An 18,593-nucleotide genomic window follows, 5' to 3' on the forward strand; every position below is an offset into this window, starting at 1 on the left:
ATGTACTCCTCCCCCGTCAAAGTGAAAATCCAGGCGAAAAAACTCTCCCAGGCGACGCTGGGAGAGTTTTACGCTTGCTGCGCTTATTTCTTGGGCATGGAAACCCAGTGGCCTTTTGTAACCTCCACCAATTCCGAGTTTTCCAAATCAAAGGCACCGCCGCCGGAACCGCCTTTAGCCGATTGGATCGGACCATTGGCGTTGTCCTCCAGCAAAATGCGCTTCTTGTTCGCTTCAATCTCCGGATCCGGGATCGGGATAGCGGACAGAAGCGTCTTCGTATACGGATGCATCGGATTTGCATACAGCTCCTCGCTCTCCGCAAGCTCCACGATGCGGCCCAAATACATTACGGCCACTCTGTCGCTTATATGCTTAACCATAGACAGGTCATGCGCGATGAACAAGTAAGTCAATCCCAGGCGATCCTGCAAATCTTTAAGCAGGTTAACGACCTGGGCCTGAATCGAAACATCCAGCGCGGAGATCGGCTCATCGCAAATGATGAATTTCGGGTTAACGGCAAGCGCACGGGCAATCCCGATCCGCTGGCGCTGACCGCCGGAAAATTCATGCGGGTAACGCGTCGCGTGGTCCGGGTTGAGACCGACCATATCGAGCAGCTCCTCGACCCGTTTCTTCCGCTCCGCCCGGCTGCCGGCCATATTGTGGATGTCCAGCGCCTCGCCGATAATATCGGTGACGGTAAATCTCGGGTTCAGCGACGCATACGGATCTTGAAAAATCATCTGCATATCGCGGCGCATCGCTTTCATTTTCTTGGAAGGAAGCTTGCTGATATCTACCCCGTTGAACTTGACGCTGCCTCCAGTAGGCTCGTATAAACGGAGAATGGTCCGTCCTGCCGTCGATTTACCGCAGCCCGACTCGCCAACCAGTCCTAGCGTTTCCCCTTCCGCAATGGAGAAGCTTATATCGTTGACGGCCTTCAGCACATTACCGCCGCCAACATTAAAATATTTCCTTAGGCCTTCGACCTCGATCAAATTTTTATTCAAGACGACTGCGCCTCCTTCGCCATCGGATGCAGATCCCAGCACCGCGCAGTATGCGTGTCGCTAAACACGGTTGCTTCCGGATCGATCCGCTCACAAATCTTCATCGCCTGATCGCAGCGGGCTGCAAACGGGCAGCCGAGCGGCGGTTTAATTAGATCGGGCGGGGTCCCGATAATCGGAATAAGCGGCTCGTTCTTCTTCTGATCGAGGCGCGGCATGGAACGAAGCAGTCCCTTAGTGTAAGGATGCTGAGGGTTTTTGAAAATTTCCCATTTTGTTCCGGTTTCCACCACTTCTCCAGCATACATGACGATCACACGATCGCACGTGCCAGCTACGACGCCGAGATCGTGCGTAATGAGAATAATCGAGGTTCCGAGACGCTGCTGCATCTCCTTCATTAGATCCATAATTTGCGCCTGTATTGTCACATCAAGGGCGGTCGTCGGCTCATCGGCGATCAGCAAAGCTGGCCGGCAAGCCAGGGCAATCGCGATCATCGCGCGCTGACGCATCCCCCCGGAAAATTCATGAGGATATTGATTAAAGCGGGCTTCCGCGTTTTTGATACCGACAAGTTTCAACATTTCGATCGCTTCGGTTTTCGCTTCAGCCGCTGACATATTCTGATGTTTGATTAGTACTTCGGTAATCTGCTTCCCGATTTTAATCGTCGGATTCAAAGAGGTCATCGGGTCTTGAAAAATCATGCCAATATCTTTACCGCGAATGGCTTCCATTTCTTTATTGCTTTTCTTGAGCAAATCCTGTCCTTGGAACAGGATTTCGCCTTGCTTAATGATCGATGGAGGGGACGGGATCAGACGCATGACTGTTTGGGCCGTGACACTTTTACCACTGCCTGACTCACCGACGATAGCAACCGTTTCCCCCTTACCTATTTCAAAGTTCATGCCACGAACGGCCTTTACTTCTCCGCCTTTAACCTGGAAGGATACATGCAGATCCTTAACTTGTAAAATCGGTTCCATCATTCCACCTCCTATTTCTTCAGTTTTGGATCCAGCGCGTCACGAAGACCATCGCCGAAAATGTTAAAGCATAGCATAGTTAAGCTAATTAGAATAGCCGGGAACAACATGCGCCATGGGTAAGCTTCCCATGCGGTAAGCGCGTCATTAATCATCGAACCAAGGGAAGCGATCGGCGCCTGCACGCCGAGGCCAAGGAAGCTAAGGAACGCTTCAGCAAAGATCGCGTTTGGAACAGACAACGTGACAGTAACGATAATCGGTCCCACAGCGTTCGGGAGCAAGTGACGGAATAACAGGCGTCCTGATCCTGCGCCCATGGAACGGGAAGCAAGCACAAATTCACGGTTTTTGAGCTGCATAATTTCACCGCGTACAATCCAAGACATGTTAATCCATCCGGTAATCGTCAAAGCCAAAATAATCGTACCCAAACTCGGCTCCAATACGACAAGCAGCAGAATCGTTACCAGAAGGTAAGGGATGGCATACAGAATCTCGGAAAACTTATTCATGATTTCATCCACACGGCCGCCGTAATACCCCATAATGCCGCCATAAATAACGCCGATCAACAAGTCGATACAGGCAGCAGCCAAGCCCACGATCAGGGAAATTCTAGCCCCCATCCAGGTACGAACGAACATATCGCGCCCCAAATCATCGGTTCCAAACCAATGCTCTGCCGAAGGCTTCGAATTCGTATTCAGATAATCATTAGAATAATAGTCGTAATTAGAAATCATCGGGCCAATAATAGCCGCAACACAAATGAATATCAGTACACAGAGCGCAAACATGGCCAGCTTGTTGGTACGCAAACGATACCACGCATCTTGCCACGCAGAAATACTTTCGCGTTGAATGACTTCCGCTTCCTTCTCGTCCATGCCGATTTTACGGAAATCCTCCGGCTTCAGATCAGCAGGGGCCGGCATAACTTTCATCTGTTTTAGATCCATCCGTTACCCCTCCTTCCCTTTGTTGAGTTTAATGCGTGGATCTACAAGTACGTAAGCGATATCCGTAATAAAGCGAGCAAACATTAGCAGGATTCCGTAGAATATCGTAATCCCCATAATGATTGGATAGTCACGGTTGCTTATCACCTCAACGAACTGCTTGCCGATACCGCCGATTCCGAAAAGTTGCTCAATGACGACGGAACCCGTTACGATATTCGCAGTCATTGGTCCTAAGTAAGTGATGACCGGCATAATTCCATTCCGAATGACATGACGGAACAAGATGGCCATCCAGCCGAGGCCCTTCGCTTTCGCCGTCTTAATATAATCAGCATGCAGCACTTCCAGCATGCTTGAACGGGTCAGGCGGGCAATGAACGCGATTGGCTGAGCCGTCAAAGCCGCTACCGGCAAAAAATAATACAGCGGCCCATTAAAGCCCGTCGTCGGCAACCAGTGGAGCTTGGATGCAAATACATATTGAAGCATGGTAGCCACAACGAAGCTGGGTACAGCAATTCCAAGCACCGCTAGCACCATCGCCACGTTATCCATCAGCTTGCGATGATATAGCGCTGCCAGCATTCCGAGCAGTACACCGACGACAACCGCGACAACGATCGCTACAAGCCCTAATTTCAAAGAAGAGGAGAATGTCTGTCCGATAATTTCAGATACGTCTTGGTTGGCCCTCTTCATTGAAATACCGAAGTTCCCTTGAGCTATATCCCCTAAATATTTCAAATACTGCTGATAAACGGGCTTATCTAAACCATATTGTTCATATAGACGCTCCTTAATCGCAGGCGGCACTTTTTTCTCCGAGGTAAAAGGGTCCCCTGGAATTGCTTTCATAAGAAAGAAGGTGGCTGAGATTAGAATAAATAACGAAACCAACATATAGAAAAACTTATTGGCAATATAACGAACCATGCCCGTTAGCACCTCCTTATGATAATTTTCGACAAAAAAACATTTTTCGACATAAATCGATTTTAGGGTAATTATTTCACCATGTCTATTCAATATAATTGCCATAAGTACAAAACTCTTGAAATTTCAAATCACATACAAAAAAACGGGATATATATGGAATACCCACATATATATCCCGGAGCAGCTATTCAAATTACTTACGCTCTTCCGTAATGTAAGCGCGAGTATAATCGATCGCACCACTGAAATCGAGTGATACGCCTTTGAGCCATGGTTTTTCCAAGCCTACATTTGTATAGTAGTAGAGTGGCAAAATCGCCATAGTTTCTTTAACGAAAATTTCTTCAGCTTTTTTGAAGTTTTCGTTCCGTTTTTCATTGTCTTCTGTTGCCTTAGCTTCAGCAATCAGCTTATCATACTCTTCATTCTTGAAGCCCACATCGTTGTGAGGACTGTTCGAAGTCCACATATCAAGGAATGTCATCGGATCGTTATAGTCTGCGCTCCAGCCGGCACGCGCAACTTGGTAGTTCAGGTTCTGACGGTTCTCCAGGAACACGGCCCATTCTTGGTTTTGCGTTTGCACGTCAACGCCAAGGTTTTGCTTCCACATATCCGCTACAGCAAGAGCAAATTTCTTGTGCGCATCATTGGAGTTATAGAGCAATGTAATGTCTGGCAGTTTCGTATAGCCTTCTTCCTGCATGCCTTCTTCGAGAAGCTTTTTCGCTTCTTCGATATTTTCAGCAAAGTAGTCATCTTTATTCTCTACACGGTACTCATCATTAATCCCTTTAATGCCTGGGGGAACGAAGCCGAAGGCCGGAATTTGCCCGCCGAGCGCTACTTTATCTACGAGAATTTGACGATCAATCGCCATGGCAAACGCTTTGCGGATTTTAAAGTTATCAAATGGTTTTTCTGTCGTGTTGAATTGGTAGTAGTACGTGCTGGCAATTCCTTTTATTTTCAACTCGTCTTTCAGATCTTTTTCAAGAATTGGAATTTGGTCGGTTGGAATTTCACCGTGCGGATGTCCAGCACGATCCAACTCATTGTTTTTGTAACTAGCCAGCTCGGATGCGCTGCTATTTACGAGTGACATCGTAATTTTGTTCAGCTTGATGTTGTCTTTGTCCCAATATTTATCATTCTTCGTTACTTCAATCGTTTGGCCTTTCGTCCAATTGGTCAAAGTAAACGGACCGTTAACGATCATTTTGCTGGCATCTAACGCCCACTTTTCGTCGCCTTTAACGGATTGATGCACCGGATAATACGTATAGAAAGAAGTCAGACCAAGGAAATAAGGCGTCGGCGCTTCTAATTCTACTTCAAGCGTATAGTCATCAGCCGCTCTCACCCCAACTTGGCTGAAATCAGAAATTTCGCCTTCGTTATATTTTTGCGCATTTTTCAAATAATACAGTTGATAAGCATAAGTTGGCGCAGGCATAGTCTCTGGGCTTAGCACGCGCTCCCATGCAAATACGAAGTCATGTGCGGTAACCGGATCGCCGTTGCTCCATACGGCATCTTTACGAAGATGGAATGTATATTTTACACCGTCCACATCCCAGGTTTCGGCAGTGCCCGGAAGCGGCTGACCTTCATCGTCCACACGAACAAGGCCTTCATACATCGTTTTGAGGACAGTGTTAGCTTGGCTGTCTTCTGCCAGTGCAGGGTCGAATGTTGGCGGTTCAGCGCTAAGATTAATTCTAAGCGTTTGGTCTGCAGCCAATCCATCCTCACCGCTGTTTCCATTTTCAGCCGGCGTATTGTTCTTGCCGCCATTCGAGGCACCTTTATCATTGGAACCGCATGCAGCAAGCAATGTGCTCAGTGCCAGAACCAATGTTAAAAGAAGCAAGAGACTCTTATTCTTCTTCATCTAGCAATATCCCCCTTAAAAATTTGTGGTATATGTTTTTAGATTATACAACCAGCGGTCAAAAAATCCAATACAATTTTTAAGAATTGAACGATTGTTAATAAAATCCTTTGCTTTTTCTTAACAAAATAGTCCTTTATACATTATTGACTTTGTCGTACGGTCGTATTTAAGCACGAAAAACAACGAATAAGTGGAATTTTATGGTTTCTACAGGAAAAACAATTCACTTTTGGTAATATGCTTCATACTTTATTATTAAACCACTTCTATGATATCTTAAGCTGTGAAAACATATGTAAAGAAGTTGATTAAAAACAGAACAATATAAGCGGCGCCTGTCCCGGCAAAAGCCAACCGCCATACTGCGCGCAACAATCTCCTGACGTCGACTTTACCTTTAAGGCGATTCTGTGCCCCGCCGATCAGGCCGCCGGCAATCAGCAGTATAAGAACGATCAAATAAAAACCGAAGCCATTCTTAAAAACGATATTAAATAAGGCCGAAGCGGATATAATTAAAAATATTGTTGTAACGTCCATAGCGAGAAGCACAGCGGCCTTCTTATCTTTGTTTAAATAATAATGAATGAAATAGACGAGTAAAAAGGGGACGATGGGTAACATCGCGAGAATGCTTAGAGTATCTTGTAGTGTGAGTAGCAGTTTCATATTTCCACCTCCTGCAAATGATGCATAGCAATAGCTTGATTTCATCGTTCCGTAATTTGTTGTATCGTTCTTCACATTCCACGAACAAGCCGCCAAACCGTTTCATGACCTGGAACCGGGATGTTGACCAGCCTGGCCATCTCTACCAGCTTTCCGTTAATATAGTCAATCTCAGTGGGCGTTCCTTGAATGACATCCTTCAGCATGGACGACGTATTACTCGCGGTGGAGCGGCATACCTCAGCCACCTGCGCATAAGCATCTCCCTCAAAGGAAACGCCCTTTGCGTTATAGACGGAAATAGCCTCGTCACAAAGCTGCTTGAGCAGAGCAGTTCGTTCCGCTGTTTCCAGCAGCTCTCCATTGGGAATGCGCCAGATTGCTGTAAGCGGATTTATAGCGGCATTGATCAATAGTTTCCTGTAAATTTCCCTACCGATTTCTTTCGACAGAAGAGTGTAAAATCCTGCTGTAACAAAGGCATCAATTAACTTTTCTGCTGCTTTTTTTAAATGAGGCTGTTCTCGTAAATGACCATTTCCAACTAGTCCTACCGAGGTTGTCCCCGTGCCAGAGCGAACGACACAATTCGTCCCGGTACGTTTCGCCCCTTCCGTTGTAATCGCAGCATAAACCGGAATCGACCGTAAGGCATTCTCCAACAACTCCAGATGCCCTATCCCGTTTTGAAAACAAAGCACCTTTGTATTTTTCCCTGATAACGATTGTATTCCGCTTATTAGCGCCTTATCGATATGCCGCTGCTTGGTCATCACCAATATCCACTCTGCATCTTTTCCTGTCCTTAACCGAGAGATCGCTTCCTGAATCGGATAAGCCCCGATATTCCCCCGCACAACTTCAGTGCGGCCAGCGCCCTCTTCTAAAGTGATCCCCTGGGATACCAGCCTACTGGCCTGCTCAGAAGTCCGTGTCCAGAAACGGACCTGTTGACCGGAAGCGGCCAGCTTGCCGCCATACAGCAAACCGAGTGCCCCTGCACCGACAATATCAATTTTCATTTCGTCCACCCTTTTCATCGCAACTGTTATCTCCTTTATACCAAATTTTGTCCTGTAAACACAAAGATGGGACTCCCCCAAGCAGCTAAATGCTACTTCACTATGGGGGAGCCCCTTGCCTTTGCCGTTATGCTATTCTAATGCGATTAGATGCGATTCAATGTTTTAAGCTGTGCAAAGCTATTCATGTTTCAAGCTATTCAATGCGTTCCAAATTACCGTTGGCATCCATTTTGAACCGTGTCTTCGACTCCTCATCTTCTTCATTCAAAAAAGCAAGTCGGCGGGCTCGATCCATAATTTGAATCAGCGCTTTATAGTCGTCGTTAACGACCCGATAGTCCGTCTGCACTTCATTTACCTGATGAGACAGACGATTCTTTTCCTCGCGCAGCGCTGTCAATTCCTCATCTTTGTCGCGCAGCTCCTTTTCCAGCTGTTTGACATATCTGCTCGTTTCCTGCACCGTATTTTTCCAGCCTCGTAAAAAACGGATGACCGCATCGATAGAAATCGTCTCTTCCGTAACCCCTTCACTTTTATAGAGCCCCTCTTCCAGATCTACGGAAGCGAGTGAAGCTATTGAGGAATGAGTTGAGATCGGCCCTTGTTTTTTCATATAATTTCGCTTCTGCCGCTGCGCTTTCGCAATCGCAATCGCCGCCTCATACTTTTTGCGGACACAGCTATTCCAGCGGAAACCGCAAGCTGCTGCCGTTCTCCCGATTCGTTCGCCCACCTCTTCAAACGCGGTAAGTTGGGTACTGCCTTCGCGGATGTGGCGCAAGGTAACCTCGGCCAAAATCAAATCATCTTCCGCACTCCATGCATCTTGTCTCACAGCTGTCATGCTATAAAAACCTCCTAACGACATCCTAATATAACCGTCTTCCGGGCACTTCCGGAGTCGGTGAATCGGTAAAAAAGCTTCTTACTCCATCCTATGCCTCTCATAGAATTCATAGAATCTATTTGATACTATTTTGTATATCCAAAATAACCAAATGTCATACCTTGTTTGTAAAAAAGCGAGAAAACTACGATTACTACCTTGTAATTCAATAACATTAATCACTGTGATCAAGAAAACAGTTAATTATCGATGACTTTTCGTTTACAGTTGTATGGGTTACGGGTATAATGATGTATAGAAATTGGGATGTCGCTGATACATATGAAAGGGGACTTACTTATGGCACGCATGTACCGCGTTCTTGGTTTTTTCACACTAACAATTGGACTGATGGCCTTTGCCGGTGGTCATATTGAAATGGCCCTGTTATTTTTCCTGCAAACGGCATTTTTCGTTATTTTCGGTTACTTGAATTTTACGGAAAGAACATATATCATGCTTTTCTGGGGATATATGCTTGTAACGTTCACAGGCTTCAGTTATTGGACGATTTTCCAAATGGGGCTGCCTCTCTAAAATTAAGAAGCGCGACGAACAATGTTAGCTAAAAATCAGTTCACGCTTTCCATTCAAAGGGCGATTCGGCCAGTGCCGGAGCGCTCTTTTTCGTTGCAGCGCGTCATTTATTCCGGGGAAACCGGTTCACCGTTACGTATTAAAAAATGAGTAATTTTACTTACTGCTATTTTATGTCCTGTTATCATATATATACATAGATCAAGCCAAGGAGAGGAACGCAATTGAACAATCCGATTTCTTCTTTCTGCTCCTCTTTTTTCCTCATCGTCTTAGCTATTATAAGCTTTATTTCCTCTGCATCACTCACCCACGCCCTTCCGTTTACGGCAGAGGAGCAGCAAATATTAGAAAAGAGCCTTTCCATTATTGAAATTGATCGGGAAATAGCCCGAATTGAAGCGAAGCAACGGGAAACGGAACGCGCGAAGCTGAAGCTTTCCGCAGAACTGGTTAAGAAAGAGGAACAAATACTTATCAGTCAAGAGCGTGCCGGCGCGCGGCTAAGAGCTTATTACATGGGTGAACGGGAAGATTTGCTGGCTGCGCTGTTGTCTGTCAACAGCTGGAAGGATTTCTTCACTGTGCTCGATTATTATCAGATCATTATGGAAAGAGATCGCGATGTACTGACCGCTTACAAAGATGAGTACGCCAAACTTAACAATTCAAGACAGCAGCTCACTGCCCTTAGCAGCGAGTTGATAGAAATGAAAAACAATTTGCTCGAACAGCGTGATCGTGTAGAGGAGCTGCAGCGCAGCGTGGATGGTTCAATCGGAGCCAGCACGGATCCCGAGCACTTGCAAGCGATGATTAGAGAATTGACTGCTTACTGGGAAAATGTTGGATTGTATGAGGTGCAGCGTTATTTTCAGGCCCTTTCTTCTGCCATGGCCGATTTTCAAGACTTCCTTAAAGAGCATCAGAATAGCCTGATTTCTGAAAATGGGGGCTATACTCTTACAATACGCGAGGAGGACTTAAATCAATTTTTGTACCAAAAAAATAATTTACTCAGCGATATGTCCTTTATTTTTGAAGAGGAGAAAATTATCGCCACCGGGAGCAGGGAAGAGCTCAATCTTCGGGTTGAGGGGCATTATACGGTAGAAAATGAGCCCCAAAACGCTATCGTATTTCATGTCGACCGCCTCATTTTCAACGGTTTAGAGCTGCCAGATACGACGCGAATGGAGCTGCAAACTGACTATGATCTCGGATTTTACCCCCAAAAAATAGTTCCCTTCGTGAAAGCCACCGAGGCCATTATCCAGAAGGGAACGCTGACCGTCAGGCTGAAGCTCTCTCTTTAGTTCAGAGAGCCTCAGCTCCTTATTTATCGAAGGATCTGATTTGCGTCATTTCATCCATAAATTGATTTGTGCCGATATATCCCTGAACAAATTTTAAAGAGGCTTGTGTGAACTGCTCCATTTGCTCAGGAAGGCTGCTGCTTATAGGCAGAGCATCCGATTTGCTGTTTACGAGTGAAACGGGAAGCCATGCCGGGATTTTGTTCCGCTGAAAATCAAAATATAGCGTTTTCAACACAGGCAGGCGCCCGGTAATTTCGTACCACTCCCGCTGCCTGGCCAGAGAGGACATCTCCGCAATCCATAAGCCAGCTGCTTCTGCATGGCTGCTCTTCGACGAAATAACATAGCTGCGTCCATAGATCCACATGGATTTGCCCGAAGGACCCGGGTCAGGCAGATAAACATCCATTGTCGGATGCTGGCCGTGCTTGACCTCTGATGCCCGGGCAAGACTCAGTACGACTTCTCCATCATACATCCTCTTCCAAATATCAGTAGAAGCCTTAGCGTCTGCAATATTCGCCAGTAAATACGGCCTTACTTCCTCCAAATACTGAATTCCTTGCTGCATGCCATCACTAATTTCAAAAATAGGCCGGGAGTCCGTCGCCGTATTGCCTCCAAACTGCCACAATAAAGATAATGCGGCATAAGGCTCGTTAAAATCTGCGGCAAGCAGATACGGTACCCGGTTCTGCTTCCTAAAAGCGGTTAATAAGGTCTCCCATTCATCTGCCGATTTTGGAGGCTGCTGCATTCCAAGTTCTGTGATTGCATTCGGATTGTATACGAATACATAAGGATCCGTATCGAAGGGAACCCCCCAAATATAACCGTTCCATTCATTTTGGGCCAGCGATACGCTCAGCACCTCGCCCGTTAAAGGGCTGGAATAATAACGTTCAGCAGGCATCAGATGGCCGCTGGAAGCAAATTTACGTATCCAGGCGTTATCCAGCAGCAGGACATCCGGGGATTCACCCAGCTCAAACTGCTGCAATAAATTATCGTACGATTCTGCAGATGATAAATTCACCAGCTCGACCTGATCGGCATGGGTGTTCATATATTCATAGTTCATATGCTGTAATCGTAAAAACTCCACTTCATTCATTTGGACAGCGACCCGGAAATGGGCAGGCTCCTGAACCGTCTTTTGGCTCGGAAGCGATACCGGTTCTGGGGCTGCTCCTTCCTGATTGCGAACGAGAGTCGATTGCTTACTTGGAGACAAGTTAATCAAAGCAAGTAAAAGGATAGCAAAAAGCACCCATTGATTTCTACGCTTCACACCGGTTCTTCCTCCCCATGTTCCGATCTTCAGCCCAACATGCATTATCACCTATTGTAACAAATTCCCTCATGATTTGTCCTCTACAAAACATGGCAAAAAGTACCGCCGGATAAACATCCGGCGGATCATCGCCTGCACGTTCCTATTTTTTTAATAATTTTTACAAGAGATCAGCAGCGACTTGCGCTAATTTCGAGCGCTCGCCTTTCTCCAAAGTAATATGGCCGCTTATCCCTTGCTGTTTGAAACGTTCTACAAGATATGTCAGCCCGTTGCTGGCAGAATCCAAATAAGGATGATCAATTTGCTCCGGATCCCCAAGCAATATTATTTTGCTGCCTTCCCCGACCCGGGAGACGATCGTCTTCACTTCATGACGCGTCAAGTTTTGGGCTTCATCCACTATAATGAACTGCCCCGGGATGGAACGTCCACGGATGTAGGTAAGAGCTTCGACTTGAATACTGCCAAGCCCCATTAAAATTTTATCGATATCTCCTGATTTTTTAGTGTCAAACAAATATTCCAGGTTATCATAAATCGGCTGCATCCACGGACGGAGCTTCTCCTCCTTTTCCCCAGGCAGGTACCCGATATCCTTTCCCATCGGAACGACGGGGCGGGCGATTAACAATTTCTTATATTTATGCTCATCTTCTACTTTCAGCAAGCCGGCTGCTAAAGCGAGTAAAGTTTTACCGGTTCCGGCCTTGCCTGTAATAGTCACAAGCGGAATATCATCGTTCAACAGCAGCTCTAGCGCCATCCGCTGCTGGGCATTGCGCGCACTAATTCCCCACACCGGTTCATTGCTTAAAAACAACGGCATAAGCTGTAGGCTATCCTCGCTCACTTTTAGCAAGGCTGACTTCCCGCTGCCCATTTCATCCTTCAATATGACAAATTCATGAGGATAAAGGGTATAGGATAGTCCCAACGGTTTAATGGGCAGAGTGCGGTAAGAATAAAATTCATCAATTACTGAGGGATGAACTTTAAGGGTGGAGTGGCCAACGTACTGCTCATTCGGCCCTGCCGCACGATCGGATAAGTAGTCCTCTGCCGTCAGCCCCAGTACGTCTGCCTTTATGCGAACAAGAACGTCCTTGCTGACCAGGACGACCGTCCTGAACGAACCCCGTTCTTGCTCTTCCAAGTGATAATTGAGGGCAACGGCAAGAATGCGATTGTCGTTCGATATATCGCCGAACATCTCCTGCACTTTGGCGAAGCTGCGATGGTTCAGCTCTACCTTGACGGTCCCGCCATTTTCCAGCTTTACTCCGTCATGAAGATGTCCTGTTGCGCGAAGACCGTCAAGCAGCCGGGAAACCCCCCGTGCATTCCGGCCAAGCTCGTCAGCATTCCTCTTCTTGGAATCTATTTCCTCCAGGACGATAGCCGGTATGACGACCTCATTTTCTTCAAAGGCAAAAATCGCATTGGGATCGTGCAGCAGTACATTCGTATCCAATACAAATATTTTTTTCACAGATATCCCCTCCACCGCTTGTCTTGGCAGCCTCTTGTATTCACATACATATTTCTTGTTCTGACGGGAAATCTAAAGACAGACATCATTCCCCGAAAGGACGATCTAACATGCGAATATGGCTGTATTTGTTATTGACGGCTATTGTGCTTACAGGCTGTAATACAACATCACAAAAGGCATCACCCTCTCCACAAAGTAAAAACAATGTCCCCCGGGCTCAAAGTACTGCACATGACGGCCGCCTTGCTGCAAATAACACTGGCAATCCAAGCCAGCTCAGTAAGCAAGCTCATCTGGAACAGTTGGTGAAGCGCGTGCCGGGTGTAAAAGGGGCTCGCTGCGTCATTATGGGCAATACGGCTGTTGTCGGCATTGACGTAGACGGCAAGCTGGAACGGGCGCGCGTCGGCAACATTAAATATACGGTAGCCGAAGCGCTGCGGAAGGACCCTCACGGCGCCGGAGCGGTCGTTACCGCCGACGTCGATTTGAACAACCGGCTCTCAGAAATCGGCGCTAAAATCCGGCAAGGTCATCCCGTATCCGGGTTCGCCACAGAATTAGCTGACATCATAGGAAGAATTATGCCGCAAATGCCTAGAGATACAGTGCCAAAAACCGAAAACTACATGCAGGGACGCAAGCCGGGAGCTACGGGGAATAAGCCGTCCACGAAATCGTATGAGCAAAATACGAAGACACAAAAACAAAGAATGAAAACCCAAAAGCAAAATCAGAAAGGCCATATGACACCAAATGGATATTACCAATAAAATGAATTTCCTCCCGTATTCCAACAAAAAAAGCCCAGCGAAAATAGTTTCGCTAGGCTTTTTTCATGGATTCAAACACTTGCGCGTCCAGCATGTCCGCTGCACGGCGATCATAAACTTTATTGTACACAGGAGCAGATGCAAGCTGTGCCCCATAAAACAGAGCGTTACGGACCGCTTCGATATGCACATCGAAGCAGCACATTTTGAAGGGCACACCCTCTAGCGGATCTTGCGCTACAGATGCTTTGCCATTAATCGCATAAATCGTTCCTTCTCCAAAGACCGTAATCGTGACCTTTGGATGGGTCTTAATATTTCCGACCAGCCTTGAACGATGGTCAAGCGCCAAACGAAGCGTAGAATAGTCCAGCGCATAAATCCAGGAAATCGCACTTGAAGTGGGACCGCCGGACTCCGCATCTACCGTGCTTAACAGCACAAACGTCTCGGACTGGAAAACAGTGTATAACGGTTCGGATAATTGCGTAACGATTTCGGACATGTAGCCAGCCCTCCTGTACATTACAATCCTTCTTTATGATTGTATTATAACATGCCGCAAAACTTGCCTTCAATCATTACTTCCCTTGTTCGGCGGCTTGGGCAGCTCCGCTGCCGTCAGCCTGTTGCTTAACGCCAGCCAGTTCATCCTTGAGAGCTTGTCTGGCCTTCTCAAACTCTTCGCCGTTCAGATAGACGTACGGATTTTTCCATTGCCCGGTTACCGGCATAAAGGAAACATTCTCCTTGGAAATATTCCAATAAGCAGCAATTATATTTTTCATTTGCTGGGACTCGAGATCTGTTTCCATATTTTTGCCGACCGCCTGAATGACATTTCCGGCACCCAATACACCATCCAGCGATTTCGCCTGATCAATCAGCGCATGCAGCACTTCATTTTGACGCCGGTTGCGGTCAAAGTCATCGGAAGCTTTCGTTCGCGGCTGACAATTGGATTTGCGGTAGCGCACGTATCCCAGCGCATCGTCTCCCGATAAATGCTGCTGGCCTTTTTTCAGATTAATATTCGTATTATCCGCACGATCCTGGTAACACATGTCAGCATCGACATTGATATTAACTCCGCCAAGCGCATCGACGACATCTCGGAAGCCTTGGAAATTCAAGACGGTGACATAATCGATGTTAAGATCGAAATATTTGCTCATCAGCGTCTTCATTTCATACTTCGCCGTAATCCCCGACTTCTTCTCCTGCGAGAGAAAGATCGGATAATAGGCATTAAGCTTGTTAGGCTTATATCCCTTCAACTCCAGCAATGTATCGCGCGGAAGCGACACTACGGTAGCCGACTTGGTTTCCGGATTCATAGCGATAACCATCATTACGTCAGTAAGGTGCGTCTTCGTTTCCGGCCGGTAATCCGTCCCAAGAAGCAGCATCGTTAACGGTTTTACTTTAGCGGATTTCTCCGGAGCCACCTTCTGTTCGGTTCCCGTTTCATCGATCACTTGATCCAAGGTGACGAGCATATATCCGATATACATGCCTACCCCAAGCGCAGAAATAATCATAATTGTCAAAATGACCCGCAGAAACTTCTGAAATCCGCTAACTTTCTTTTTCTTCCTTTTACGCGAGCTTTTTGAAGATTTTTTATTATTTTGCTCCCGGGGAGGCAGGCCACTACGTGTAGAACTCATGGATTAAAACACCTTTTTTCATCTGTTTTAGCATTCATAGCGCCGGACGATCCGAGCGGAATTCAACTTTATCATAACAACGTATCGACATGATAAAAAGTTGCAAAACTCTCAGATAGCTCCGTCACAGCTTTGTGCCGCCATCTCCTTCAGCTGCGGAAGCAGCGTTTTTCTTATTCCGGCGTCCTTCTACAAAATAGCGAATACGCACCATCAGCATCAGAGTTACGGCAACGAGCAAGCATTGAATGATCGGCAGCCTGTCAACTTGGAATATAAGCAGCATAAAGGAACCGATGGCCATTAACAAATACAATATGATCTCTTTCCATAATGGCAGCTTCTGCTGTGCCCGAAACACTTTATTGTACACGAAAGCAACTAATACAAAAATGATAAAATACGCGATCACGGGGTGATCGGCAAACCATTGCTGCAATACAGTTCCCTCCTTCGAGGCAGTTAACGTAATTAGTAAAGATTTATGCCCTTACTCCCTTATTATAGATTGGCCTCGGACATTTTGCGATGTTTTTCGGCACGTTCACGCTCGCTCTTGTTAAGAAGTTTTTTGCGCAGGCGCACATTTTGAGGCGTAATCTCGCAATATTCATCGTCATTCAAATACTCCAAAGCCTGCTCCAGCGAGAACAACCGCGGCGTTTTCATTTTGACGGTTTCTTCCTTCGTTGCCGAACGCACATTACTCAGCTGCTTTTCTTTACAAATGTTTACTACGATATCGTTATCGCGGTTATGCTCGCCCACGATCATTCCTTCGTAAATTTCGCTGCCCGGTTCAAGAAACAACGTGCCCCGGTCCTCAATGGACATTATCCCGTACAGACTCGAAACGCCGTTCTCACTCGATACGAGCACGCCTTGATGACGACCGCCAACCTGCCCGCCGGCATACGGCCCATAACTGTCAAAAGCATGATTCATTACGCCATAGCCGCGCGTCAAGGTCAGGAAGTGCGTGCCGTAACCAATCAAACCGCGGGCCGGAATAAGGAACTCCAAACGAACCTGACCGTTACCGCTGTTAATCATGTTCACCATCTCTGCTTTGCGCGAGCCGAGACTTTCCATTACCGGCCCCATGCTCTCTTCCGGCACATCGATAAGCAGACGCTCGATCGGCTCCATCTTGACCCCATCGATTTCCTTCACGATAACCTCCGGCTTGGAAACCTGAAGCTCATATCCTTCTCTGCGCATATTCTCAATGAGAATCCCCAAGTGCAGCTCGCCACGTCCCGACACAACGAAGGCGTCAGGGCTGTCCGTCTCATCTACGCGGAGCGATACATCCGTCTCCAGCTCTTTCATCAAACGCTCCCGCAGCTTCCGGGAGGTAACCCATTTTCCTTCACGGCCCGCAAACGGACTGTTGTTTACAAGGAACGTCATTTGGAGTGTAGGCTCATCGATTTTCAGTACAGGCAATGCTTCCGGATGATTCGAATCGGCGATCGTCTCGCCGATGTTAATATCCTTAATTCCGGCAATAGCTACGATGTCGCCGGCACCGGCTTCATCGATCTCGACCCGGTTTAACCCCTTAAAGCCGAACAGCTTCTCAATACGGGCGGACTTCTTACCGCCCTCGCGCGTCATTACGGCTACAGGCTGGCCCTGCCGGATTACACCACGGTTGACTCTTCCGATGGCCACGCGTCCCAAATATTCGTTATAATCCATCAGCGTAACTAGAAATTGCAGCGGCTCTTCCACCTTTTCGGTCGGAGCGGGTATATATTCGACAATCGTGTCATAGAGCGCCTGCATATTGCTATCCTGCTGCGACATATCGAGACTGGATGTTCCATTCAACGCTGAAGCGTAAACGACCGGGAATTCCAATTGCTCATCGCTTGCTTCCAGCTCAATGAATAGATCCAGCACTTCATCGATCACTTCCGCAGGCCGCGCGGCCGGGCGGTCGATTTTATTTACAACTACAATGGGTGTCAACTGATACTCCAGGGCCTTGCTCAGCACAAACTTCGTTTGCGGCATGCAGCCTTCATAAGCATCGACAACGAGCAAAACGCCATCCACCATTTTCATAATCCGTTCTACTTCACCGCCGAAATCGGCGTGACCCGGCGTATCTACAATATTAATCAAGTAATCTTTGTACGTAATCGCTGTGTTCTTGGCCAGAATCGTAATGCCCCGTTCACGCTCCAAATCATTGGAGTCCATAACGCGCTCCTGCACCGTCTCATGCTCCCGATAAATTCCCGACTGCTGCAGCAGCTTGTCAACTAAAGTTGTTTTGCCATGGTCTACGTGAGCGATAATGGCTATATTGCGAATGTTTTTTCTCTCATGCATATCGTTTCTCCAAATCCTTTCATGTCTGTGTCTTTTGCAGCCTTTGCCTAATGACCACCCAAAAGAAGCGCCGGACGAAAAATTCCGACGCTCTATCATATCCTTAATATTATACGCAAATCCAGATATAATTCAAGAACTTTCCAGAGTTCTACCAGATTCGGCGGCTGTTTCCTCGAGCGGCAATAAGCAGAATCCCCACGGCGATCAATACAAGGGCCAGCAAATAAATGAAGGAAAAAGCAAACAGACTCCAGCCCAGTAAAACAATTGATACCGCTCCAAGCGTAATCGCAGCGATAAGCAAGCTGCTTTGTCGTTGAGACGCATAAGCATAGTATTCAAACAAGCCTATAGCGATGCCGAGTATAAATGCCGGCCACATTTTGTGAAACAAAGTTGTCCAGCCCCAAATGATGCCGATAAAGAACAGGAAGGAATATACGACGAGAATACCCGCTGGGAGCAGCAGCTCAGCAGAGCCTCGTCTTGAGAATACCCAGTAATGCAGCGCGATACCCGGTGCCAGCAACAAAAACGGCCACAGCGCTTTTCCGAGAAAACTGAATACTCCCCACTTTCCAAGCAAAATAAAAATGCCTGCAGCTAAAATGAGTATTCCGGTCATAAGTTTGTTGTTGTCGGACATTCCATCACATACCTTCCTATGACAAGTTGGGACAGAGCCACTAAAATTGTAACACCCTCTTGCTTCCAGTTTATATGAAGATGGAGGAAAAAACCACTCCCCGCAAACATAATCGATAAAA

The 18,593-nt window shown here is 46.9% G+C and carries 18 protein-coding genes; 3 read left to right on the top strand and 15 right to left on the bottom strand.

Features of this window, described 5'->3' with window-relative positions:
- Positions 1 to 83: 83 nt before the first annotated feature.
- The 8 genes from G358_RS0105735 to G358_RS0105770 form a co-directional block, all read right to left on the bottom strand.
- Positions 84 to 1,019 carry an ABC transporter ATP-binding protein gene (locus G358_RS0105735; RefSeq protein WP_019636245.1) on the bottom strand — a complete coding sequence of 312 codons (936 nt, stop codon included), beginning with the start codon at positions 1,017 to 1,019 and terminating at the stop codon, positions 84 to 86.
- Complete coding sequence (locus tag G358_RS0105740; protein WP_019636246.1) at positions 1,016 to 2,011, bottom strand: ABC transporter ATP-binding protein; 996 nt, start codon at positions 2,009 to 2,011, stop codon at positions 1,016 to 1,018. Before G358_RS0105740 ends, G358_RS0105735 begins: the two co-directional genes overlap by 4 nt.
- Positions 2,012 to 2,022: 11 nt before the next feature.
- Positions 2,023 to 2,973: an ABC transporter permease gene (locus G358_RS0105745; RefSeq protein WP_019636247.1), complete on the bottom strand. Its 951-nt coding sequence runs from the start codon at positions 2,971 to 2,973 to the stop codon at positions 2,023 to 2,025.
- Positions 2,974 to 2,976: 3 nt separating this feature from the next.
- The gene (locus G358_RS0105750; RefSeq protein ID WP_026342084.1) at positions 2,977 to 3,909 is read right to left on the bottom strand and encodes an ABC transporter permease; all 933 of its coding nucleotides are present in this window, start codon (positions 3,907 to 3,909) and stop codon (positions 2,977 to 2,979) included.
- A 196-nt stretch (positions 3,910 to 4,105) separates the two neighbouring features.
- Positions 4,106 to 5,806: a peptide ABC transporter substrate-binding protein gene (locus tag G358_RS0105755; RefSeq protein ID WP_019636249.1), complete on the bottom strand. Its 1,701-nt coding sequence runs from the start codon at positions 5,804 to 5,806 to the stop codon at positions 4,106 to 4,108.
- A gap of 279 nt (positions 5,807 to 6,085) precedes the next feature.
- Positions 6,086 to 6,478 carry a DUF3397 domain-containing protein gene (locus G358_RS0105760; protein WP_019636250.1) on the bottom strand — a complete coding sequence of 131 codons (393 nt, stop codon included), beginning with the start codon at positions 6,476 to 6,478 and terminating at the stop codon, positions 6,086 to 6,088.
- A 71-nt stretch (positions 6,479 to 6,549) separates the two neighbouring features.
- Positions 6,550 to 7,518: a ketopantoate reductase family protein gene (locus G358_RS0105765; protein ID WP_019636251.1), complete on the bottom strand. Its 969-nt coding sequence runs from the start codon at positions 7,516 to 7,518 to the stop codon at positions 6,550 to 6,552.
- A 178-nt stretch (positions 7,519 to 7,696) separates the two neighbouring features.
- Positions 7,697 to 8,350, bottom strand: a complete 654-nt coding sequence (locus G358_RS0105770; protein ID WP_019636252.1) for an RsfA family transcriptional regulator — start codon at positions 8,348 to 8,350, stop codon at positions 7,697 to 7,699.
- Between the two features lie 342 nt (positions 8,351 to 8,692).
- Here G358_RS0105770 and G358_RS0105775 point away from each other — a divergent pair, with 342 nt between their 5' ends.
- The gene (locus tag G358_RS0105775) at positions 8,693 to 8,929 is read left to right on the top strand and encodes a DUF2626 family protein (protein ID WP_019636253.1); all 237 of its coding nucleotides are present in this window, start codon (positions 8,693 to 8,695) and stop codon (positions 8,927 to 8,929) included.
- Between the two features lie 224 nt (positions 8,930 to 9,153).
- On the top strand, positions 9,154 to 10,245 hold the full coding sequence (locus G358_RS0105780) for a coiled-coil domain-containing protein (protein ID WP_019636254.1): 1,092 nt from the start codon (positions 9,154 to 9,156) through the stop codon (positions 10,243 to 10,245).
- 19 nt (positions 10,246 to 10,264) lie between these two features.
- Here the strand turns inward: G358_RS0105780 and G358_RS0105785 are convergent, their stop codons facing one another.
- Together G358_RS0105785 and G358_RS0105790 are read right to left on the bottom strand one after the other, a co-directional pair.
- On the bottom strand, positions 10,265 to 11,539 hold the full coding sequence (locus tag G358_RS0105785) for a sugar ABC transporter substrate-binding protein (RefSeq protein WP_026342087.1): 1,275 nt from the start codon (positions 11,537 to 11,539) through the stop codon (positions 10,265 to 10,267).
- 163 nt (positions 11,540 to 11,702) lie between these two features.
- Positions 11,703 to 13,034: a PhoH family protein gene (locus G358_RS0105790; RefSeq protein WP_019636256.1), complete on the bottom strand. Its 1,332-nt coding sequence runs from the start codon at positions 13,032 to 13,034 to the stop codon at positions 11,703 to 11,705.
- 110 nt (positions 13,035 to 13,144) lie between these two features.
- Between G358_RS0105790 and G358_RS29475 the strand changes: the two genes are divergently transcribed.
- Positions 13,145 to 13,810: a YhcN/YlaJ family sporulation lipoprotein gene (locus tag G358_RS29475; protein ID WP_019636257.1), complete on the top strand. Its 666-nt coding sequence runs from the start codon at positions 13,145 to 13,147 to the stop codon at positions 13,808 to 13,810.
- 52 nt (positions 13,811 to 13,862) lie between these two features.
- On the opposite strand, the gene G358_RS0105800 is transcribed toward G358_RS29475, so the two are convergent.
- The 5 genes from G358_RS0105800 to G358_RS0105820 form a co-directional block, all read right to left on the bottom strand.
- Complete coding sequence (locus G358_RS0105800; RefSeq protein WP_019636258.1) at positions 13,863 to 14,315, bottom strand: pyridoxamine 5'-phosphate oxidase family protein; 453 nt, start codon at positions 14,313 to 14,315, stop codon at positions 13,863 to 13,865.
- 76 nt (positions 14,316 to 14,391) lie between these two features.
- Complete coding sequence (locus G358_RS0105805; protein ID WP_019636259.1) at positions 14,392 to 15,480, bottom strand: LCP family protein; 1,089 nt, start codon at positions 15,478 to 15,480, stop codon at positions 14,392 to 14,394.
- 124 nt (positions 15,481 to 15,604) lie between these two features.
- Positions 15,605 to 15,919, bottom strand: a complete 315-nt coding sequence (locus G358_RS0105810; RefSeq protein WP_019636260.1) for a YlaH-like family protein — start codon at positions 15,917 to 15,919, stop codon at positions 15,605 to 15,607.
- 62 nt (positions 15,920 to 15,981) lie between these two features.
- The gene (gene typA / locus G358_RS0105815) at positions 15,982 to 17,823 is read right to left on the bottom strand and encodes a translational GTPase TypA (RefSeq protein WP_019636261.1); all 1,842 of its coding nucleotides are present in this window, start codon (positions 17,821 to 17,823) and stop codon (positions 15,982 to 15,984) included.
- 151 nt (positions 17,824 to 17,974) lie between these two features.
- Positions 17,975 to 18,472 (bottom strand): hypothetical protein, encoded by a 498-nt coding sequence (locus tag G358_RS0105820; RefSeq protein ID WP_019636262.1) that lies wholly within the window; start codon positions 18,470 to 18,472, stop codon positions 17,975 to 17,977.
- Positions 18,473 to 18,593 lie beyond the last annotated feature (121 nt).

It is taken from the genome of Paenibacillus fonticola DSM 21315, from assembly GCF_000381905.1.
Classification (GTDB): domain Bacteria; phylum Bacillota; class Bacilli; order Paenibacillales; family Paenibacillaceae; genus Fontibacillus; species Fontibacillus fonticola.